This is a genomic window from Pseudomonas sp. BNK-45 (genome assembly GCF_047456255.1).
Taxonomy (GTDB): domain Bacteria; phylum Pseudomonadota; class Gammaproteobacteria; order Pseudomonadales; family Pseudomonadaceae; genus Aquipseudomonas.
Genome location: NZ_CP179909.1, coordinates 2,766,181 through 2,787,056, shown reverse-complemented (window position 1 = coordinate 2,787,056; position 20,876 = coordinate 2,766,181). Strand labels below are relative to the sequence as shown.

The 20,876-nt window shown below is 58.5% G+C and carries 17 protein-coding genes; 5 read left to right on the top strand and 12 right to left on the bottom strand.

Features of this window, described 5'->3' with window-relative positions:
* Positions 1 to 61: 61 nt before the first annotated feature.
* The 11 genes from ACMGG8_RS13115 to mtnA form a co-directional block, all read right to left on the bottom strand.
* Positions 62 to 1,081 (bottom strand): MraY family glycosyltransferase, encoded by a 1,020-nt coding sequence (locus ACMGG8_RS13115; RefSeq protein ID WP_414159681.1) that lies wholly within the window; start codon positions 1,079 to 1,081, stop codon positions 62 to 64.
* 803 nt (positions 1,082 to 1,884) lie between these two features.
* Positions 1,885 to 2,172, bottom strand: coding sequence for an integration host factor subunit beta (ihfB, locus tag ACMGG8_RS13110; RefSeq protein WP_017906414.1), 288 nt, complete (start codon positions 2,170 to 2,172; stop codon positions 1,885 to 1,887).
* 141 nt (positions 2,173 to 2,313) lie between these two features.
* Entirely contained in the window at positions 2,314 to 2,595 is a 282-nt protein-coding gene (locus ACMGG8_RS13105) for a hypothetical protein (RefSeq protein WP_414159680.1), read from the bottom strand.
* 188 nt (positions 2,596 to 2,783) lie between these two features.
* On the bottom strand, positions 2,784 to 4,478 hold the full coding sequence (gene rpsA / locus ACMGG8_RS13100; protein WP_007931318.1) for a 30S ribosomal protein S1: 1,695 nt from the start codon (positions 4,476 to 4,478) through the stop codon (positions 2,784 to 2,786).
* Between the two features lie 121 nt (positions 4,479 to 4,599).
* Entirely contained in the window at positions 4,600 to 5,289 is a 690-nt protein-coding gene (cmk, locus tag ACMGG8_RS13095; protein ID WP_011062580.1) for a (d)CMP kinase, read from the bottom strand.
* The gene (locus tag ACMGG8_RS13090; RefSeq protein ID WP_016964090.1) at positions 5,286 to 7,493 is read right to left on the bottom strand and encodes a bifunctional prephenate dehydrogenase/3-phosphoshikimate 1-carboxyvinyltransferase; all 2,208 of its coding nucleotides are present in this window, start codon (positions 7,491 to 7,493) and stop codon (positions 5,286 to 5,288) included. Before ACMGG8_RS13090 ends, cmk begins: the two co-directional genes overlap by 4 nt.
* A gap of 28 nt (positions 7,494 to 7,521) precedes the next feature.
* Entirely contained in the window at positions 7,522 to 8,634 is a 1,113-nt protein-coding gene (gene hisC, locus ACMGG8_RS13085) for a histidinol-phosphate transaminase (protein WP_414159679.1), read from the bottom strand.
* 10 nt (positions 8,635 to 8,644) lie between these two features.
* Positions 8,645 to 9,739, bottom strand: a complete 1,095-nt coding sequence (gene pheA, locus ACMGG8_RS13080; protein ID WP_016964092.1) for a prephenate dehydratase — start codon at positions 9,737 to 9,739, stop codon at positions 8,645 to 8,647.
* A complete protein-coding gene (gene serC / locus ACMGG8_RS13075; protein ID WP_060845166.1) occupies positions 9,739 to 10,824 on the bottom strand; it encodes a 3-phosphoserine/phosphohydroxythreonine transaminase in 1,086 nt (361 codons plus the stop codon). The genes pheA and serC overlap by 1 nt, the downstream gene beginning before the upstream one ends.
* A gap of 64 nt (positions 10,825 to 10,888) precedes the next feature.
* A complete protein-coding gene (gene gyrA / locus ACMGG8_RS13070; RefSeq protein ID WP_414159678.1) occupies positions 10,889 to 13,558 on the bottom strand; it encodes a DNA gyrase subunit A in 2,670 nt (889 codons plus the stop codon).
* Between the two features lie 354 nt (positions 13,559 to 13,912).
* Entirely contained in the window at positions 13,913 to 14,989 is a 1,077-nt protein-coding gene (gene mtnA, locus ACMGG8_RS13065; protein ID WP_060840452.1) for an S-methyl-5-thioribose-1-phosphate isomerase, read from the bottom strand.
* 108 nt (positions 14,990 to 15,097) lie between these two features.
* Between mtnA and ACMGG8_RS13060 the strand changes: the two genes are divergently transcribed.
* The 5 genes from ACMGG8_RS13060 to ACMGG8_RS13040 all read left to right on the top strand — a co-directional run bounded on the left by ACMGG8_RS13060 (position 15,098) and on the right by ACMGG8_RS13040 (position 19,957).
* Positions 15,098 to 16,429, top strand: a complete 1,332-nt coding sequence (locus ACMGG8_RS13060; RefSeq protein ID WP_414159677.1) for a TRZ/ATZ family hydrolase — start codon at positions 15,098 to 15,100, stop codon at positions 16,427 to 16,429.
* A gap of 62 nt (positions 16,430 to 16,491) precedes the next feature.
* On the top strand, positions 16,492 to 17,190 hold the full coding sequence (gene ubiG, locus ACMGG8_RS13055; RefSeq protein ID WP_016964097.1) for a bifunctional 2-polyprenyl-6-hydroxyphenol methylase/3-demethylubiquinol 3-O-methyltransferase UbiG: 699 nt from the start codon (positions 16,492 to 16,494) through the stop codon (positions 17,188 to 17,190).
* A gap of 3 nt (positions 17,191 to 17,193) precedes the next feature.
* Positions 17,194 to 17,865, top strand: a complete 672-nt coding sequence (mupP, locus tag ACMGG8_RS13050) for an N-acetylmuramic acid 6-phosphate phosphatase MupP (RefSeq protein ID WP_060840454.1) — start codon at positions 17,194 to 17,196, stop codon at positions 17,863 to 17,865.
* 56 nt (positions 17,866 to 17,921) lie between these two features.
* Positions 17,922 to 18,662, top strand: a complete 741-nt coding sequence (locus tag ACMGG8_RS13045) for a YciK family oxidoreductase (protein ID WP_414159676.1) — start codon at positions 17,922 to 17,924, stop codon at positions 18,660 to 18,662.
* Positions 18,663 to 19,030: 368 nt separating this feature from the next.
* Positions 19,031 to 19,957: a GGDEF domain-containing protein gene (locus ACMGG8_RS13040; RefSeq protein WP_060840456.1), complete on the top strand. Its 927-nt coding sequence runs from the start codon at positions 19,031 to 19,033 to the stop codon at positions 19,955 to 19,957.
* 93 nt (positions 19,958 to 20,050) lie between these two features.
* Here the strand turns inward: ACMGG8_RS13040 and ACMGG8_RS13035 are convergent, their stop codons facing one another.
* The gene (locus ACMGG8_RS13035; RefSeq protein WP_375136276.1) at positions 20,051 to 20,803 is read right to left on the bottom strand and encodes a TenA family transcriptional regulator; all 753 of its coding nucleotides are present in this window, start codon (positions 20,801 to 20,803) and stop codon (positions 20,051 to 20,053) included.
* Positions 20,804 to 20,876 lie beyond the last annotated feature (73 nt).

Sequence of the window (20,876 nt, the reverse complement as noted above, 5' to 3'; positions counted from 1 at the left end):
TGAATATCAGTTTTAGCGCCAATGGGGAGCTTTCTTTGGCAGCCCATGATATTGACCACTATCAGGCGGTTTTCTCAAGCTTGCCAGCATTAAACCTAGCAGCAAGGAAAACCAACGGCGCATATGCCAATACCGTGCCTATAGTACCATCCAGATCGAAGAGCCCCACCCATATGGCTATCGGCAACAACCAAAAAATATTGATTACCATGACCGCTAAGGTCACAGGCAAATGCCTACCAAACTGACGCGACGCAAACTGATAAGCATGACTACGATGCGCTTCATAAACTTTATCGCCACGTAATAATCTACGCATCAGTGTAAAGGTCGCATCAACAATAAATACACCGAGAAGAATCACCCACACCCAGAGGAAGCGCGGCGAAACCCACGCCGCCTGTATTGATAAAATCCCCAGCACAAGACCAAGAAAACCACTACCCGCATCCCCCATGAAGATACGCGCAGGAGGAAAATTCCAATACAAAAAGCCCAAAACGGCCATAACCAATAATAACGGTGACCAGATCAAAGATGTATCACCAGCCAGCCAATAGATAAGACATGCGCCAAGGCATGTAGTTACCGCCTGAACACTGGCTATTCCATCAATACCATCCATGAAATTATATAAATTAAGCATCCAGACCAGATAGAAAACGGCTAAAAGATGACCAACCCAAGACAGATCGAAATCGACTCCTAATAACTGTAAAGCTGGCAGACCACGCATCCAGAACATTGCCCAAATAGCGGCAGAGAAATGCGCGACTAGTCGCCAACGTGCAGCTATATGCCCATGATCATCCAGAAAACCAACCACAGCTATAAGCCCACCTGCGCCCCATAGAGTCCAGATAAATGACCAAGACAAATCAGCAAAAAATGACAGGAAAGGGGCTGCCGCAAGAAAACTCAAGACAATTGCTACCCCTCCTCCTCTTGGAGTAGGAAAAGAATGGGAACTACGATGATTGGGAATATCCAGCAAGCTGCGAGTTAATGCGTAACGCCGCAACCCCCATGTTAAAAACAACGAAGCACCAAATACCACCGACATCAACCACCAAATCACCATTTATGTTTAAGCCCCAAACCGAATGAGAACGCGACAACTGGCAAACCGCTCCCTTTGAATAAAATATTAGGCAACCCGCGCCTCATAAAGAAATAAAATACAATATCCTTCTCGACAACGCTGTTTAACAGCGAGACAAAAGCCAAAATCTAGGACTACAAAAACTTCCAAAAATCAAATCTTTTTAAAAAATTCAAAATGATAAAAAACGCTACCCCCAAAAAACAGCAAAAAAGCACGTAACTGTGCTCACCAAAAAAAGTACTACCCAATACATTGTTCGCCAGCACAGCCATTAATAGGCAACTCCCATCATTGACTAGAAACCTTGATTCAAAACCAACAAAAGATGCAATTACCTCCCAAACTCATTTCACTATGCAGATCCCGCCCCCACTTATAAATTTAAAAAAATCAAGATACTTAATAGAAAATTCTGTACACATATAAATTTCAACAAGAATAATGCATAACAACAGCAAAATCTGTCACAACCTAAATCTGATCCGCAGCACAGCCAATCTAATCAGCATGAACCACACCATTTCCCAAAAGCGGCCCACATACAAAAACTATTGATTAATGACCCTAAACACAAGCCCTCGAAATTACATTTACCCCCCAAAAAACAAAACATATACACAGCAAAAAACATAAAAACAAAAAACGACACACTCATTCCAACAAAAATGCGCCAAAAACACTAACGCTTAAAACAAACAGAAGTTTCAAACAGAAAAAGCTCATTAAAAACATTGAAATACGAAAAACTCACAAATCCAAACCAGGCACCTGTTCAATCATTACTCATCCTCTTCATTCACACGATCTCGAAGTTCCTTACCGGGCTTGAAGTGTGGAACGAATTTTCCATCCAAACTAACTGATTGACCCGTTTTTGGATTCCGACCTACCCGAGGAGCCCGATAGTGAAGCGAAAAGCTACCAAACCCACGAATTTCAATCCGATCACCTGTAGCCAAACACTGAGACATTTGCTCAAGCATTGTCTTGATGGCCAACTCGACATCCTTGGATGACAGCAGCCCTTGATGGGTGACAATTCGTTCGATCAACTCCGACTTCGTCATATTTTTCCCTTCTTTTTCAAGCAGCTAGGTCAGTGCTCAAAAGGTTTTAGCACGCCCAGAAGGTTTTGAACAGCCCATGCGCAAAGCAGATACAAACTCAGCAGCCTATAAAAGAAGCAGCAGCCAAAATACGATATCTACCTATCGACACACGACTAACATCGTTCGAGTCAGATGACCCGCCGGATTCCAACCAAAAGGGTAATCCCCCTCCTCATCCTTGGAGTCGCTGGACTTGGTGATGACCTTGTATCCATCAGCCCTACACTCAAGCTCAGCACGCTCGTAACACTTGCCCCAGCCCACCCCCAATCCTGAACAGTCAACCTCTATACCACTGCCCCCACGAACTGCATGAGTCTTTACATTGGTCACACACCCGACCAGGAGAAGAAGAAAAACAACAACACTCAGCTTGATCATGCTCTTCCTTAGGACAGCCAGCGCCGCCCGGGCAACACACCGTTAGACTAAAAGCTGAGACCCAAAGGAGTCAGCCACTAAGAAAGAGACAACCCATTGCTAACATTGGTTTCGCCACTCTTTTCACCTCAAATCTCACGCACAAAAAAAGGGCGACCGAAGTCGCCCTTTTTATGGTCAAACAGAACTTAGTTCTGTTTTTCCATCTGTGCACGCAGCAGGTCGCCCAGAGTGGTAGGACCAGCAGCGATATCCGAAGCAGCTGGCTTGTCGCGCAGGCTCTGGATAGCTTCTTTCTCGTCTTCAACGTCTTTCGACTTGATCGAGAGCTGGATTACACGGCTCTTACGGTCAACGCTGATGATCTTGGCTTCAACTTCTTCGCCTTCTTTCAGAACGTTACGCGCATCTTCGATGCGGTCGCGGCTGATTTCGGAGGCTTTCAGAGTAGCTTCGATATCGTTAGCCAGGGTGATGATGGCGCCTTTGGCGTCAACTTCTTTTACAACACCCTTAACGATTGCGCCTTTGTCGTTCTCTTGAACGTACTCGGAGAACGGATCGCTTTCCAGTTGCTTGATACCCAGGGAGATACGCTCGCGCTCTGGGTCAACCGACAGGATAACGGTGTCCAGCTCGTCGCCCTTCTTGAAGCGACGTACGGCTTCTTCGCCCACTTCGTTCCAGGAAATGTCGGACAGGTGAACCAGACCGTCGATGCCGCCGTCCAGACCAATGAAGATACCGAAATCGGTGATCGACTTGATGGTGCCGGAGATTTTATCGCCCTTGTTGAATTGGCCAGAGAAGTCTTCCCATGGGTTGGACTTGCACTGTTTGATGCCGAGGGAGATACGACGACGCTCTTCGTCGATGTCCAGAACCATAACTTCCACTTCGTCGCCAACTTGTACGACTTTCGAAGGATGGATGTTCTTGTTGGTCCAGTCCATTTCCGAAACGTGCACCAGACCTTCAACACCCTCTTCCAGCTCAGCGAAGCAGCCGTAGTCGGTCAGGTTGGTTACACGCGCGGTAACGCGGGTGCTTTCTGGGTAACGAGCCTTGATAGCGACCCATGGATCTTCGCCCAGTTGCTTCAGACCCAAGGAAACACGATTGCGCTCGCGATCGTACTTCAGAACCTTGACATCGATCTCGTCACCAACGTTGACGATCTCGGATGGATGCTTGATGCGCTTCCAAGCCATGTCGGTGATGTGCAGCAGGCCATCGACGCCGCCCAGATCAACGAATGCGCCGTAGTCGGTGAGGTTCTTGACGATACCTTTGACTTGCTGACCTTCCTGCAGGGATTCCAGCAGAGCTTCACGCTCAGCGGAGTTCTCGGCTTCGAGGACGCTACGACGGGAAACGACAACATTGTTGCGCTTCTGATCGAGTTTGATGACTTTAAACTCGAGCTCTTTGCCTTCCAGGTGCGTGGTATCGCGCACAGGACGGACGTCAACCAGAGAACCTGGCAGGAACGCACGGATGCCGTTAACGTCGACAGTGAAGCCGCCTTTAACCTTACCGTTGATAACGCCCTTGACCACTTCTTCGGCTGCGAAGGCTGCTTCCAGAACGATCCAGCATTCAGCGCGCTTGGCTTTTTCACGGGAGAGCTTGGTTTCACCGAAACCGTCTTCAACCGAATCCAGAGCAACGTGAACTTCATCACCAACATTGATGGACAGTTCGCCAGCATCGTTGTAGAACTGCTCAAGCGGGATCAGTGCTTCAGACTTCAGACCAGCGTGAACGGTTACCCAACGCGCTTGGTAGTCGATGTCGACGATAACACCGGTGATGATGGAGCCTGCCTGAAGGTTCAGGGTTTTTAGGCTTTCTTCAAAGAGTTCCGCAAAGCTTTCGCTCATTTTAATTCCTGTTGATAAGGGCGAAGAATACGCCCATCTGCCACATCCCAGACAATGTGGGTTACGTTCATATAAAAGAAAGATCGCAGGACTATGACTGGTCCCCCGCGATCTTCCTTGTTCACCCGGCGATATCGCGAATGGCGATCTCGCTCAGAATGCGTTGCAACACCTGATCGATGGACAACTCCGTAGAATCCAGCTGTATGGCGTCGGCCGCCGGCTTGAGCGGGGCCACCGCTCGCTGGGTATCGCGCTCATCGCGCGCACGAATCTCATCTAGCAGACTCGACAGACTAACACCATCGACTTTCCCCTTCAACTGCAAGTAACGTCGACGAGCACGCTCCTCGGCGCTGGCAGTGAGGAAAATTTTTAACGGCGCATCCGGAAACACCACTGTCCCCATATCGCGACCATCCGCAACCAGCCCCGGCGGCTCCTGGAAAGCTCGCTGACGCTGCAACAAGGCATCACGTACGGCCGGCAGCGCCGCGACCTGAGAAGCCCAGGCACCAACCTGCTCATTACGCAGATCATCAGTTACATCATCGCCCTCGAGAATGATCCTCTGCGGATGATTTTCGGTGGCGCCGAGAAACTGCACATCAAGATGCGCCGCCAGCAACTTAAGCGACTCTTCGTTGGTCAGGTCGACCCCATGATTACGTGCCGCGAACGCCAGCAACCGGTACAAAGCGCCGGAATCCAGCAAGCACCACCCCAAATGCTTGGCCAACTTGCCGGCAATGGTGCCCTTGCCGGAACCGCTGGGCCCGTCGATGGTGATTACAGGCGCCTTGATATTCACGACTGAGCCTCTTGTGCAACCCGAATCCCAACCTGCGCGCACAGCGCGAGAAAATTCGGGAACGAAGTCGCGACGTTCGCGCAGTCGTGAATACGAATCGGCGCATTGGCCCGCAACGAGGCAACACTGAAGGCCATGGCAATACGGTGATCGCCGTGACCGTGCACTTCGCCCCCGCCGATCTGCCCACCATCAATGATGATGCCGTCCGGAGTCGGCTCGCACTTGACCCCCAAGGTCAACAAGCCGTCAGCCATGACCTGGATGCGGTCGGATTCCTTGACCCGCAGCTCTTCCGCGCCGCGCAGCACAGTGCGTCCTTCAGCGCAGGCCGCCGCCACGAACAACACAGGGAATTCATCGATTGCCAGCGGTACCAATTCCTCGGGAATCTCGATCCCCTTGAGTTTGGCTGCGCGCACATGCAGATCCGCAACAGGCTCACCGCCGACTTCGCGCTGGTTCTCCAGACGAATATCAGCACCCATCAGCCGCAGGATATCAATTACGCCAGTACGGGTCGGGTTGATACCCACGTGCTCAAGCACCAGTTCCGAACCTTCGGCGATCGACGCCGCGACCAGGAAGAACGCTGCAGAGGAGATATCTGCCGGCACTTCAATATGAGTCGCCTTGAGCTTGCCGCCGGATTCAACCGAAGCGGTTGCACCGTCGACATTCACCGAGTAACCGAAGCCTCGCAGCATGCGCTCGGTGTGATCGCGAGTTGGCGCAGGCTCGGTGACGGTGGTCTTCCCATCGGCGTACAAACCGGCCAACAGCAGGCACGACTTAACCTGGGCACTGGCCATCGGCAAGGTATAGGTCAGCCCCTTGAGCTTGTGGCCACCGCGAATCACCATCGGTGGACGCCCTTCGGCCGCCGTCTCGATCACCGCCCCCATTTCCCGCAGCGGATTGGCCACGCGGTTCATTGGGCGCTTGGACAGAGAAGGATCCCCCGTCAGAGTGCTGTCGAAGCTCTGCGCAGCCAGCAAACCGGAGAGCAGACGCATCGAAGTACCGGAGTTGCCCAGGTAGATCGGGCCCGGTGCCGGCTTCAAGCCATGCAACCCCACACCATGGATGGTCACACGCCCATGGTGCGGCCCCTCGATGACCACCCCCATATCGCGAAATGCCTGCAACGTGGCCAAGGCATCTTCACCCTCGAGGAAACCCTCGACTTCAGTGGTGCCTTCAGCCAGGGAGCCGAGCATGATCGAACGGTGGGAAATCGACTTGTCGCCCGGTACACGAATCCGCCCAGACAGGCGGCCACCAGGATTTGCCAGGAAAATCAGATCGTTGGAGTTCATAGCGTCCACATAGGCCCGGCGGGCCAGGATTTTACCGAAATGCTCGCGGGCAACCCGGGCGCGAGTGAATACGCCCAACAACTGATGCCCGTCCCCTGCATCGACCGCATCGCGCAGGGCGTCGAGGTCGTTGCGAAATGTATCGAGTGTGCGCAGAACCGCTTCGCGATTGGCGAGGAAGATGTCGTGCCACATGACCGGGTCGCTGCCGGCGATTCTCGTGAAATCGCGGAACCCGCCCGCAGCGTAACGGAAGATGTCGAGATTTTCACTGCGCTTAGCCAGCGAATCCACCAGGCCGAATGCCAGCAAGTGCGGCAAGTGACTGGTGGCCGCCAGGACCTCGTCATGGCGCTCGACCTGCATGTGTTCAACATCAGCCCCCAGTTCACGCCAAAGCCTGTCGACCAGATCCAACGCATCCGGATCGGTTTGCTCCAGAGGCGTCAGGATCACTTTATGGCGACGGAACAGCTGGGCATTGGAGGCTTCGACACCGCTCTGCTCGGAGCCGGCAATCGGATGCCCGGGGACGAAGCGCGCCGGCATGCCAGCAAACGCCTCTTGTGCCGCGCGCACCACATTACCCTTGGCACTGCCGACATCCGTCAGCACCGCCTGCCCCAGATCCATCCTGGCCAGCAGCGCCAGAAGCTTTTCCATGGCCAGGATCGGCACGGCCAGCTGAATCACATCGGCCCCCTGGCAAGCCAGAGCCAGATCCTCTTCACAGCGATCCACAACCCCCAGCTCAACCGCCAACTGGCGGGACTGCGGGTCCAGATCGACACCGACCACTTCGCGGCACACGCCACTTTCGCGCAACCCCTTAGCGAAAGAGCCGCCAATCAATCCCAGACCGATCACCACCAGGCGACCGATCATAGGCACAGCAGATTGCGTTGGAATGACATCAACCACGAGCCAGAACCTTGGCCAAAGCCTCAAGGAAACGTGTGTTTTCCGCCGGCAAGCCGATGGTGACGCGCAAATGGTTAGGCATCCCGTAGTTAGCCACCGGACGCACAATCACCCCTTCACGCAACAAGCCCTGAAACACGGGGGCAGCCTCGCGCCCCACATCCACGGCAATGAAGTTGCCCTTGGACGCAATCCAGCTCAAGCCCAGATCACCGAATCCGGCCTCCAGCTGCTGCATGCCCGCCTCATTCAAACGACGGCTCTCAGCCAGGTAATCCCCATCCTGCAACGCGGCACAAGCCGCCGCCAGGGCCAGGCTGTTGACGTTGAACGGCTGACGGACTCGGTTCAGCACATCCGCCACCACCGGGGTCGAGAGACCATAACCAACCCGCAGGGCCGCCAGGCCGTAGGCCTTGGAGAAGGTCCGCGATACCAGCAGGTTCGGGTAGGCCGCCAGGAAGTCCAGGCCGTCCGGCAGATCGCTGCCTTCGGCGTACTCGATATAGGCTTCGTCCAGTACCACCAGCACATGAGCCGGGACGTCCTGCAGAAACTCATCCAGTTCTTCGGCACTGAACCAGGTACCGGTCGGGTTGTTCGGGTTGGCAATGAACACCACACGGGTCTGCTCATCAATGGCCTTGAGCATGGCCGGCAAGTCATGCCCCCAATTCCTGGCCGGAACCACACGCGCCGCGGCTCCCACCGCCTGGGTCACGATGGGATAGACGGCAAAGGCATGCTCGCTGAACACCGCATTCAGTCCTGGCGCCAGGTAGGCCCGCGCCACCAGCTCAAGGATGTCGTTGGAGCCGTTGCCCAGAGTGACCTGCTGGATATCCACGCCGCAGCGTTCGGCCAGCAGGGATTTGAGGGCAAAGCCGTTGCCATCGGGATAACGGGTCAATTCCGCCAGCTCGTCACGAATCGCCGCCAGCGCCTTGGGGCTGGCGCCCAGCGGGTTTTCATTACTCGCCAGCTTGACGATTGTGGCCGGATCGATGTCCAGCTCACGGGCCAGTTCGTCCACGGGCTTGCCCGGAACGTAAGGCGAAAGTTGTTGCACGCCTGGTTGTGCCAGTGCGAGGAAGTCGCCACTCATTGTTAAAGCCTCAGAGAACCGCTTTCGGGTAGGAACCCAGCACCTTGAGTGCCACTGCTTCCTGACTGATCTTCTCCAGCACATCCTTGATCAACGGATCACGGTGGTGGCCAACGAAGTCGATGAAGAACACATAGGTCCATTTGCCACTGCGCGAGGGTCGGGTCTCGATGCGCGTTAGGTCGATACCGTTGTCGTGGAACGGCACCAACAACTCGTGCAGGGCCCCAGGCTTGTTGCTCATGGAGACAATGATCGAAGTCTTGTCGTCGCCGGTCGGCGGCACTTCCTGATTACCGATCATCAGGAAGCGCGTGGAGTTGTCCGGACGATCCTCGATCTTCTCTGCCAGGCGCGTCAGCCCATACAGACCCGCAGCCATGTCGCCGGCAATGGCCGCCGAGTTCCATTCGCCCTTGACCCGCTTGGCCGCCTCAGCGTTGCTGGACACCGCCACGCGCTCGACATTCGGATAATGGGCGTCCAGCCACTTGCGGCACTGGGCCAGGGACTGGGCATGGGAGTAGATACGACTGATGCTGTCGGTCTTGGTGTTCTCGCCCACCAGCAGATGGTGGTGGATACGCAGCTCGACTTCGCCGCAGATCACCATGTCGTGTTCGAGGAAGCTGTCGAGGGTATGGTTGACCGCGCCCTCGGTGGAGTTTTCCACGGGTACCACACCGAAGTTCACCGCACCGGCCGCCACTTCGCGGAACACTTCGTCGATCGCCGCCATCGGCTTGCTGATCACGGCATGACCGAAGTGCTTCATGGCCGCCGCCTGGGTGAAGGTACCTTCAGGGCCGAGGTAAGCCACTTTCAGCGGCTGCTCCAAGGCCAGGCACGAAGACATGATTTCGCGAAACAAACGCGCCATCTCTTCATTGCCCAGCGGCCCCTGGTTGCGCTCCATCACCCGCTTGAGCACCTGAGCTTCACGCTCGGGACGATAGAACACCGGCACTTCGCCTTCTGCCAGGGAAGCCATCTTCACCCGGGCAACTTCCTGGGCACACCGCGCACGCTCACTGATCAACTCCAGGACCTTCTCGTCCAGAGCATCGATGCGCAGGCGCAGGGCCTTGAGTTCTTGCTCAGACATCAGCCGTGTTCCTTCTCGAACTCTGCCATGTAAGCCACCAGCGCATTGACCGCGTTGATGTCCACGGCGTTGTAGATGGAGGCGCGCATGCCGCCCACCGAGCGATGGCCCTTGAGGTTGAGCAGGCCGCGGGCCTCGGCGCCAGCCAGGAACGGCTTGTCCAGGCGATCGTCGGCCAGGCGGAACGGCACGTTCATCCACGAGCGGTCGGACTTGTTGATCGGGTTGCTGTACAGGCCGCTGGCATCGATGAAGTCATACAGGGTGCGCTGCTTGACCTCGTTGAGCTTGGCGATGGCTTCCACCCCGCCCTGCTCCTTCAGCCATTCGAACACCAGGCCGGACAGGTACCAGGCCAGGGTCGGCGGCGTGTTGTACATCGAGCCGTTATCCGCAGCGACCTTGTAGTCGAGCATGGTCGGGCACAGGGAACGGGCACGCCCCAGCAGGTCTTCGCGAACGATGTTCACCAGGATGCCGCTAGGACCGATGTTCTTCTGCGCGCCGGCGTAGATCATGCCGAAACGGGAGATATCCACAGGGCGCGAGAGGATGTCGGAAGACATGTCGGCCACCAGGGGAACATCGCCGGTTTGCGGGATCCAATTGAACTCCAGGCCGCCGATGGTTTCGTTCGGCGCGTAGTGCACGTAGGCGGCGTCTTTCGACAGCTGCCATTCGTTCTGGCCGGGAATCGCAAAGTAGTCGTAAGGCTTGGCAGTGGCCGCGACATTGACCTGACCGTAGCGGGAAGCCTCTTCGATGGCTTTCTGCGACCAGATACCGGTGTCGATGTAGTCAGCCTTGCCGCCTTCTGGCAGCAGGTTCAGTGGAATCTGGGCAAATTGCTGGCTGGCGCCGCCTTGCAGAAACAGCACTTTATAGTTCGAGGGGATATTCAGCAGATCACGCAGATCCTGCTCGGCCTTGGTGGCAATGGAGACGAATTCATCGCTGCGATGACTCATCTCCATGACCGAGAGGCCCTTGCCATGCCAATCCAGCAATTCGGCCTGGGCACGCAACAGGACAGCTTCAGGTAGCGCAGCGGGACCTGCGCAGAAGTTATAGGCTCGTTTGCTCACATCCACTCTCGCTATGCATTCACGGTAGCGGACAGAGCAAACACTCTGCCCTGCTACGATTTATTTAGTCTTGCGACTCTTCTTCGCCTGCGGCGTCTGCCTGTTGGCTATCGGTTGCATCATCCGGCTCGGCTGCCGCATCCAGCACGGTGCCCTCGATTTCAGCGCCCTCTTCACCTTCGTACTCTTCGCCCTCGATCTCCGATGGCTCCTGCACACGCTCCAGGCCCACCAGGGTTTCATCGTTGGCCAGCTTGATCAGGGTCACGCCCTGAGTGTTACGGCCCAGGCTCGACACTTCGTCGACCCGAGTACGAACCAGGGTGCCCTGATCGGAAATCAGCATGATTTCCTCACCGTCCAGCACCTGCACCGCACCAACCAGGCGACCGTTACGCTCGTTGCTGACCATGGCGATAACGCCCTGTCCGCCACGCTTGTACTCGGGGAACTCGCTGATGGCCGTGCGCTTGCCAAAACCACGCTCGGAAGCGGTGAGAATCTGGCTGCCTTCTTCCGGGATCAGCATGGAGATCAGTTTCTGGCCTTCGACCAGACGCATGCCGCGCACACCGCGGGCGGTACGGCCCATGGCACGCACGTCGGACTCCTTGAAGCGAGTCACCTTGCCACCGTCGGAGAACAGCATCACTTCGCGCTCGCCATCCGTGATAGCGGCACTGATCAGCACATCGCCTTCGTCCAGCTCCAGGGCGATCAGACCGACGCTGCGCTGACGGCTGAAGGATTCCAGCGGGGTCTTCTTCACGGTGCCGTTGGCGGTGGCCATGAAGATGTAGTGACCTTCGGTGTATTCCTCGACCGGCAGCATGGTGGTGATGTATTCGCCATCGTCCAGCGGCAGCAGGTTCACCAATGGACGGCCGCGAGCGGCGCGGGATGCTTCGGGAATCTCGTAAGTCTTGAGCCAGTACACCTTGCCCTTGCTGGAGAACAGCAGCAGCGTGGTGTGGCTGTTGGCAACCAGCAGGTGAGCGATGTAGTCCTCATCCTTGACGCCGGTAGCCGACTTGCCCTTACCGCCGCGACGCTGAGCCTGATACGCAGCCAGCGGCTGGGTCTTGGCATAGCCGCCGTGGGAGATGGTCACCACGCGCTCTTCTTCCGGAATCATGTCGCCCAAGGTCAGGTCGAGACGGGCATCAAGGATCTCGGTGCGACGGGCATCGCCGTATTCGGCACGGATCACTTCCAGCTCTTCGCGGATCACTTCCATCAAGCGCGTAGCGCTGTTGAGGATGCGGATCAGCTCGCCGATCTGGTTGAGGATCTCCTGATACTCGGCCAGCAGTTTCTCGTGCTCGAGGCCGGTCAGGCGGTGCAGACGCAGCTCCAGGATGGCTTGCGCCTGCTCCGGGGACAGGAAGTACTTGCCATCGCGCAGACCGTACTGCGGATCAAGGTTTTCCGGACGGCAGGAATCGGCGCCGGCGCGCTCGACCATGGTCATGACCGCGCTGGACTCCCACGGCGTGCTGATCAGCGCTTCCTTGGCTTCCGACGGTGTTGGCGAGGCCTTGATCAGGGCAATGACCGGGTCGATGTTGGACAGGGCAACGGCCTGGCCTTCAAGGATATGGCCACGCTCACGGGCCTTGCGCAGTTCGAACACGGTGCGGCGGGTCACGACTTCGCGACGGTGACGAACGAAGGCTTCCAGCAGGTCCTTGAGGTTGAGGATCCGCGGACGACCGTCGATCAGCGCCACGATGTTGATGCCGAACACTGCCTGCAGCTGGGTTTGGGCGTAGAGGTTGTTGAGGATCACCTCAGGCACTTCGCCGCGACGCAGCTCGATCACTACGCGCATACCGTCCTTGTCGGACTCATCGCGCAGCTCGGTGATGCCTTCGAGCTTCTTCTCTTTCACCAGCTCGGCGATCTTCTCGATCAGGCGAGCCTTGTTCAGCTGGTAAGGCAGCTCGGTGATGACGATCTGCTGGCGGCCACCGACCTTGTCGATGTCTTCGATGATCGAGCGGGCACGCATGTAGATGCGGCCACGGCCAGTACGATAGGCCTCGATGATGCCTTCACGACCGTTGATGATCGCCGCGGTCGGAAAGTCCGGACCGGGGATGTATTGCATCAGATCGTCAACGCTCAGCTCGGGGTTGTCGATCAGCGCCAAGCAACCGTCGATGACTTCACCGAGGTTGTGCGGCGGAATATTGGTCGCCATGCCCACGGCGATACCGCTGGAACCGTTGACTAGCAGGTTGGGGATCTTGGTCGGCATCACCGCCGGGATCATCTCGGTGCCGTCGTAGTTCGGCACCCAGTCCACGGTTTCCTTGTGCAGGTCGGCCAACAGCTCGTGCGCCAGCTTGGTCATGCGCACTTCGGTGTATCGCATGGCCGCCGCGTTGTCGCCGTCGACCGAACCGAAGTTACCCTGGCCGTCTACCAGCAGGTAGCGCAGGGAGAATGGCTGGGCCATACGAACGATGGTGTCGTACACCGCGGTATCACCATGCGGGTGATACTTACCGATCACGTCACCGACAACACGGGCAGATTTCTTGTACGGCTTGTTCCAGTCGTTACCGAGCTCGCTCATCGCGTAGAGCACACGCCGGTGCACGGGCTTCAAGCCATCGCGCGCATCAGGCAGTGCCCGCCCGACGATTACGCTCATCGCGTAGTCGAGATAGGACTGTTTCAGCTCGTCTTCGATATTGACCGGGAGGATTTCTTTGGCCAGTTCGCCCATGAGAAGCCTGATTCCTTTTTCTGGTGAAACTTCGTCACATCCATATGGGACGAACGAAGCTCGCCGCTGCAGGCCTAGTGCCATGCACCGACTTACGACAAATCAACAAGTTATGCCATGGATTTGCGCAGTGAAGGCGGCCGCATCGGACCACCTTGGAAACCGCCGGATGTTATCACAATCGCCGCCACGCACCTATCCCCCAGACGCGCATGGAGCATAGTTAGTTGACCGGTGACAGCCTGATAAGAGACGAGAGAGCCTCAGAGGACAAATTCGTACGCATTTGACCGGTTTTTGCTGACTGGACAGCCGCCCAGGGAAGTCGCCACCGACCATTTCCGCGGACCACGGTCAATGCAAGCGCTTGCGACACATCAATTGCGCCATCTTGGCGGCGTCCGGACGCTCGACAACGCCCTTCTCGGTGACGATGGCATCGATCAGGTCCGCCGGGGTCACATCGAATACCGGATTGAAGACTTCCACCAAGGCACCCAGCGGTTGCCCGCCGACATCCAGCAGCTCACTGCCTTCGCGCTCTTCCAGAGGAACATCCTCGCCACTGACCAGGGTCATATCAATGCTCGAACTGGAGGCCACCACCATGAAGCGCACGCCATGGTGCATGGCATTGACCGCCAGTTGATAAGTGCCGATCTTGCTCGCCACATCACCATTGGCGCAGATCCGATCAGCGCCGACCACCACCCAGGTCACCCCCTTGGTCTTCATGATGTGCGCGGCCGCGGAGTCGGCATTGATGGTGCACGCAATCCCCTCATGGGCCAGCTCCCAGGCGGTCAAGCGCGAGCCTTGCAGCCAGGGCCGCGTTTCATCGACATAGACCCGCTCGACCATGCCTTCCAGCCACGCCGCACGGATCACCCCCAGCGCAGTGCCGAAACCGCCGGAGCCCAAGGCGCCGGTGTTGCAGTGAGTCAATAGGACCTGGGGATTGCCCTGATGCCGGCGAATCAGCTCCACGCCCAATTGGGCCATGGTCAGATTGGCCTCCCGATCGCTTTCGTGGATCGCCAGTGCCTCGGCTTCCAGGGCCGCCAGTGGACTGGCCTGATCCTTGACCCGATCCAGGCGCTCGCGCATGCGATTCAGGGTCCAGAGCAAATGACCACCGGTTGGGCGCGAGTCCGCCAGCAGGTTGAAATCCTCTTCCAGGGCTGCCAGCCAGTCACCGCCCGCGGCAAGGCGCGCGCCCACCGCCAGGACCACGCCATAGGCCGCGCAGATGCCAATGGCCGGCGCACCGCGCACCACCATCGAGCGAATCGCCTCAACCACCCCGGCCACACTGTCGCATGCAACCCAGACTTGCTCGCGGGGCAATTTCCGCTGATCGAGCAGGTACAGAGTGCTATCTCGCCATTCAATGGCCTTGACCTTCTCCGCAGCCAACAGACGATCGCGCATCCCTCACCCCGTACTCATGAACAAAAGCGGCCGATTATAGCGATCACCCCGCCAGGACGCTCGGGTATACTTCGCCATCCTTTATATGAAGCCCTGGACCGATATTCGATGCCAAACCGTGACATTGCGCTCGACCTGCTGCTGTTGCCGACCTGGTTGGTACCGGTGGAGCCGGCCGGGGTCGTGCTCAAGGACCACGGGCTGGGCATCCGCGACGGCCGCATCCACTTCATCGGGCCACGCAGCGAAGCCCTGAAGTGCCGCGCCAGCGAAATCCGCGAGCTGCCCGGCATGCTGCTCAGCCCCGGTCTGATCAACGCCCATGGGCACGCGGCCATGACCCTGTTCCGTGGCCTGGCCGACGACCTGCCACTGATGACCTGGCTGGAGAAGCACATCTGGCCCGCCGAAGCCAAGTGGGTGGATGAAGCCTTCGTCCGTGACGGCACCGACCTGGCCATCGCCGAACAGATCAAAGGCGGTATCACCTGTTTCTCTGACATGTACTTCTTCCCAAAGGTTGCCAGTGAACGGGTGCACAACAGCGGCATTCGTGCACAGATCGCCATGCCGATCCTGGACTTCCCCATCCCCGGCGCCCACGACGCCGACGAAGCCATTCGTCAGGGAGTGGAACTGTTTGGCGACCTCAAGCATCACCCACGGATCAAGATCACCTTCGGCCCCCACGCCCCCTACACCGTGGGCGACGAAAACCTGGAAAAGATTCGGGTGATCGCCGAAGAGCTCGACGCTTCGATCCACATGCACGTGCATGAAACCGCATTCGAGGTGCAGCAATCCCTGGAGCAGCGCGGTGAGCGGCCGCTGGCGCGCCTGGCTCGCCTCGGACTGCTGGGACCGCGCTTCCAGGCCGTTCACATGACCCAAATCAGCGATGACGACCTGGCTTTACTGGTAGAAACCAACACCAGCATCATTCATTGCCCGGAGTCCAACCTGAAACTGGCCAGCGGCTTCTGCCCGGTGGAGCGTCTGTGGCAGGCCGGTGTCAATGTTGCGCTGGGCACCGATGGCGCGGCCAGCAACAACGATCTGGATCTGCTGGGGGAGACTCGCACCGCGGCCCTGCTGGCCAAGGCCGTGGCCGGATCGGCAACCGCCCTGGACGCCCATCGCGCGCTGCGCATGGCCACCCTCAACGGCGCCAGGGCCATGGGCCTGGAGAGCGAAGTCGGCTCCCTGGAAATCGGCAAGGCCGCAGACCTGGTGGCCTTCGACCTGTCCGGACTGGCCCAGCAACCGATTTACGACCCGGTGTCGCAACTGATCTACGCCACCGGCCGGGACTGCGTCAGGCACCTGTGGGTCGCCGGCAAGCAACTGCTGGAGGACCGGCGCCTGACCCGCCTCGATGAACAACAGCTTGGCGCCACCGCCCGCAGCTGGGGCCAGCGCATCGGCGGCCACACCCAATAACCCGGGCCTTGAGCGGATGCTCGAGGCCCAACACAGCATTCATTAGCTTTGGAGCACCACCCATGAGCAACGTCGACCACGCTGAAATCGCCAAATTCGAAGCCCTGGCCCATCGCTGGTGGGACCGCGAAAGCGAATTCAAGCCCCTGCACGACATCAACCCGCTGCGGGTCAACTGGATCGATGAGCGGGTCGGCCTGGCGGGCAAGAAAGTCCTCGACGTCGGCTGTGGCGGCGGCATCCTCAGCGAAGCCATGGCCCAACGTGGCGCCACCGTGACCGGCATCGACATGGGCGAGGCCCCCCTTGCCGTGGCGCAACTGCACCAGCTGGAATCCGGCGTCAACGTCGAGTACCGGCAGATCACCGCCGAAGCCCTGGCCGAGGAAATGCCCGAGCAATTCGACGTGGTCACCTGCCTGGAGATGCTCGAACACGTTCCCGATCCTTCATCGGTCATCCGTGCCTGCTTCCGCATGGTCAAGCCCGGCGGCCAGGTGTTCTTCTCGACCATCAACCGCAACCCCAAGGCCTACCTGTTCGCCATCATCGGTGCGGAATACATCATGAAGCTGCTGCCCCGCGGCACTCACGATTTCAAGAAATTCATCCGCCCCTCGGAGCTTGGCGCCTGGAGCCGCTCCGCCGGCCTGACCGTCAAGGACATCATTGGCCTGACCTACAACCCGCTGACCAAGCACTACAAGCTGGCGGCGGACGTTGACGTCAACTACATGATCCAGACCCTGCGAGAGGAGTGAGACATGGCTATCAGAGCCGTTCTTTTCGATATGGATGGCACCCTGCTCGATACTGCGCCGGACTTCATCGCGGTCTGCCAGGGCATGCGCCATGATCGCGGCTTGCCACCGATCAACGATCAGCACATTCGCGACGAAGTCTCCGGCGGCGCCAAGGCCATGGTGGCCGTGACCTTCTCCATGGATCCGGAATCCCCGGGCTTCGAAGAACTGCGCCTGGAGTTCCTCGAGCGCTACCTCGCGCATTGCGCCGTGCACAGCCGGCTCTTCGACGGCATGGCCGAGCTGCTGGCCGATATCGAAAAAGCCAATCTGATCTGGGGCGTGGTCACCAACAAGCCGCTGCGCTTCGCCGAACCGATCATGCAGCAACTGGGACTGGCCGAGCGCTCGGCGCTGCTGATCTGCCCTGACCACGTCAAGAACAGCAAGCCCGATCCGGAGCCGCTGATCCTGGCGTGCAAGATGCTCGACCTGGACCCTGCCAGCGTCCTGTTCGTCGGCGACGACCTGCGAGACATCGAGTCCGGCCGCGACGCCGGCACCAAGACTGCCGCAGTGACCTATGGCTACATCCATCCGGACGATAACCCCCGGCACTGGGGCGCCGATGTGGTGATCAATCACCCGCTGGAACTGCGCCAGGTTCTGGATAACGCATTGTGCAGCTGCTGAGCAGCGGCATTCCCGGCTAAGCGCCGGGAACGCTCCATTTTCTGTTGAGGCCCTTTATGTTTGATTACTCCGCTCGCCCCGAACTGCTCAAGGATCGGGTCATCCTGGTCACCGGCGCCGGCCGCGGCATCGGCGCCGCCGCCGCCAAGACCTTCGCTACCCACGGTGCCACGGTACTGTTGCTGGGCAAGACCGAAGCCAACTTGACCGAGGTCTACGACGCCATCGAAGCCGCGGGCCACCCTCAGCCTGCGGTGATCCCGTTCAACCTGGAAACCGCCCTGCCACACCAATACGACGAGCTGGCGGCGATGATCGAGACCGAGTTCGGCCATCTCGACGGCCTGCTGCACAACGCCTCGATCATTGGCCCGCGCACACCGCTGGAGCAGTTGTCGGGGGAAAACTTCATGCGGGTGATGCAAGTCAACGTCAACGCGATGTTCATGCTGACCAGCACCCTGCTGCCCTTGCTCAAGCTGTCCCAGGATGCCTCGGTGGTCTTCACCTCCAGCAGCGTCGGACGCAAGGGGCGGGCCTATTGGGGGGCTTACGGCGTGTCCAAGTTCGCCACCGAGGGCCTGATGCAAACCCTGGCCGATGAGCTGGATACCGTGGCCCCGGTTCGCGCCAACAGCATCAACCCCGGCGCCACCCGCACCAGCATGCGGGCCCAGGCCTACCCCGGGGAAAACCCGAGCAACAACCCGACACCGGAAGAGATCATGCCGGTCTACCTGTACCTCATGGGCCCGGACAGCGCCGGGATCAACGGCCAGGCTTTCGACGCGCAGTAACCCCTCCCGTTCGTCGCGCCAGAATACTGGCGCGATGCCTCTACCGCTCCCGGTTCTCGGGGGTTCTCAAGCCAAACAAGTGTCGCTTGAGGCGACATGCCTTCCGAAACAATCACCAACCATTTGAATTAAAACGAGTTTTATTCAGATGAACCGAATGGCACGAGTTTCGCTCTAAGAACACTCAACGCACAGTGCATCAACACTGTGGTAACCGGCTTGCGCCAAGGGCTTTCTAGCCAATGGCGAGCGGCATAAAATGCGCGCAATTGTCCTACGGGACTGAAGGAACAGTATGACGCGCAGCTCCGAGCCGCTCTCACCCAGGCAGTAACAGCGTACACAGTGCTCAGGGGGCTCAAGCTCAGATGAAAACACCTTCCCAGACCAACGCAATTGACTTCGATAGCGCGAAATTGCAACGCCTGGGTTTTGGCCAACAGACACCGCCGGTCAAGCACCCCATCAGCCTCGGACAATTGCGCCAGCAACTGAGCCTGCAACTGCAGACCAGCCTTGAGCCACAACGCATCCTCGGCCTGTTCTTTCGCGAAGCGCAAAGACTGGTCCCCCTTGATGCCCTGCGCTATGAGCACGCCCCCAGTGATCTGCGCCTGGAATTTGGCCAGCGCGGGCACCACTCCATCAGCTACAGCCTGAGCCATGAAGGCGAGCCCATGGGCGAACTGGTGTTCCGGCGCAACCAGCGTTTCAGCGACAGCGAACAGGGCAGCCTGGAGTCGTTGCTGTCCACCCTGCTGTACCCCATGCGCAACGCCCTGCTGTATCGCGCCGCCACCCGCAGTGCACTGCGCGATCCGCTGACCGACACCGGCAACCGCATCGCCATGGACCAGACCCTGCAACGGGAAATCGAGATGGCTCGCCGCCACCAGCTACCACTGTCATTGCTGATGCTGGATATCGATCACTTCAAGCGGATCAACGACAGCTACGGCCACAGTACCGGCGACGAAGTGCTCAAAGCCGTGGCGGCCTCGATCAAGGCGCAGTTGCGCAATGTGGACATGGTGTTTCGCTTTGGCGGGGAGGAGTTCCTGATCCTGCTTTCCAACACTGGACGCGAAGCCGCAGCAATGGTGGGAGAACGGCTGCGACATGCCGCGCAAGCGCAGGAGTATCGAGCCGATGACCACTCAATCGAACTGACGGTGAGTCTGGGCTGCTCGACCCTGCTGCCGGGAGAGTCCGCCGAGAGCCTGTTGCGTCGCGCCGACAGCGCGCTATACGTGGCCAAGCGCGAGGGCCGCAATCGCCTGGCGATGGCCGGCTAGACGCCGGCCCACACCTCACAAGCAGTGGCGGGCAACGCCATCGTCACAAGCGCCCCGCGCCCGCGACCAGCGAGCTGCCCGCCCCCTCCTGCCTTACCCCTCGACCAGCGCGAGACGCTCGCGGGTTACCGTGGTCTTTTCCTGCTGCATGCAACGTTCCAGAAACAGGAACATGTAGTCATAGCTTTTGCAGATCGCCTGCCGCAGCTCGGCTTGCAGCGCCTTGCTCGGATTCAGGCCCGCCAGGGTGACAATGATCTCCAACGCTTCCCAGGGATGAGCATCATCGTACTGGGCATGCATCTTCAGCCACTTCATGGCGCGCTTGCGCTCCTCTTCCGGGAACGCGGCAGCGTAGACACCACTGGAGCAAACCAGGGCCGACCATTCGCCCGTCGCCCCTTCGATGGCGTAATTGGTGGCCGCAATAGCCACGATCAGCGAATCCGCAGAGCTGGTGTGCCAGCACCAATGACTCAGGGCATGCAGTTCCGGTGGCACTTGCTGGGCCTGCAAGTCCTCCAGGGTCACACCGTGGGCCCGACTCCAGTGCACCCAGTAATCGGCATGATTGAGTTCGACACGAATGTTGCGCATCAGCCAGCGGCGCGCCATGTCCTCGCCGGGGTGGCGGGCAAAACGGGTCTTGGTCAGGTTCTGCGCCATGTACAGGGCAAACTGCTCAACCACCGGCCAGCCGCCGATCAGGTACTGGCGCATGACTTTGGCGCTGAGCTTGTTGTCGCGCATGCGCTGGTACAGCTCATGCTCCACCACACGGCGCTTGCTCTCGCTGCAGTCCTGGATCAATTGCTGGGTCCAGGCGGGGTAGCTGGCAGCTTCCATGAGCGGGCCGGTTCGGTTGAATGTGTCGATCACTGTCGGACTCCTTTTGATTGTGATGTGCGGACCCAAAAGA

Excerpts from the sequence above, each read along its gene's own strand:
- ACMGG8_RS13040 (WP_060840456.1), top strand. The coding sequence starts at position 19,031 with ATGAAAACACCTTCCCAGACCAACGCAATTGACTTCGATAGCGCGAAA.
- ACMGG8_RS13045 (WP_414159676.1), top strand. The coding sequence starts at position 17,922 with ATGTTTGATTACTCCGCTCGCCCCGAACTGCTCAAGGATCGGGTCATC.
- ACMGG8_RS13035 (WP_375136276.1), bottom strand. The coding sequence starts at position 20,803 with ATGGAAGCTGCCAGCTACCCCGCCTGGACCCAGCAATTGATCCAGGAC.
- gyrA (WP_414159678.1), bottom strand. The coding sequence starts at position 13,558 with ATGGGCGAACTGGCCAAAGAAATCCTCCCGGTCAATATCGAAGACGAG.
- hisC (WP_414159679.1), bottom strand. The coding sequence starts at position 8,634 with ATGAGTGGCGACTTCCTCGCACTGGCACAACCAGGCGTGCAACAACTT.
- pheA (WP_016964092.1), bottom strand. The coding sequence starts at position 9,739 with ATGTCTGAGCAAGAACTCAAGGCCCTGCGCCTGCGCATCGATGCTCTG.
- rpsA (WP_007931318.1), bottom strand. The coding sequence starts at position 4,478 with ATGAGCGAAAGCTTTGCGGAACTCTTTGAAGAAAGCCTAAAAACCCTG.
- ACMGG8_RS13115 (WP_414159681.1), bottom strand. The coding sequence starts at position 1,081 with ATGGTGATTTGGTGGTTGATGTCGGTGGTATTTGGTGCTTCGTTGTTT.
- ACMGG8_RS13060 (WP_414159677.1), top strand. The coding sequence starts at position 15,098 with ATGCCAAACCGTGACATTGCGCTCGACCTGCTGCTGTTGCCGACCTGG.
- ACMGG8_RS13090 (WP_016964090.1), bottom strand. The coding sequence starts at position 7,493 with ATGATCGGTCGCCTGGTGGTGATCGGTCTGGGATTGATTGGCGGCTCT.
- mtnA (WP_060840452.1), bottom strand. The coding sequence starts at position 14,989 with ATGCGCGATCGTCTGTTGGCTGCGGAGAAGGTCAAGGCCATTGAATGG.
- ihfB (WP_017906414.1), bottom strand. The coding sequence starts at position 2,172 with ATGACGAAGTCGGAGTTGATCGAACGAATTGTCACCCATCAAGGGCTG.
- ACMGG8_RS13105 (WP_414159680.1), bottom strand. The coding sequence starts at position 2,595 with ATGATCAAGCTGAGTGTTGTTGTTTTTCTTCTTCTCCTGGTCGGGTGT.
- mupP (WP_060840454.1), top strand. The coding sequence starts at position 17,194 with ATGGCTATCAGAGCCGTTCTTTTCGATATGGATGGCACCCTGCTCGAT.
- ubiG (WP_016964097.1), top strand. The coding sequence starts at position 16,492 with ATGAGCAACGTCGACCACGCTGAAATCGCCAAATTCGAAGCCCTGGCC.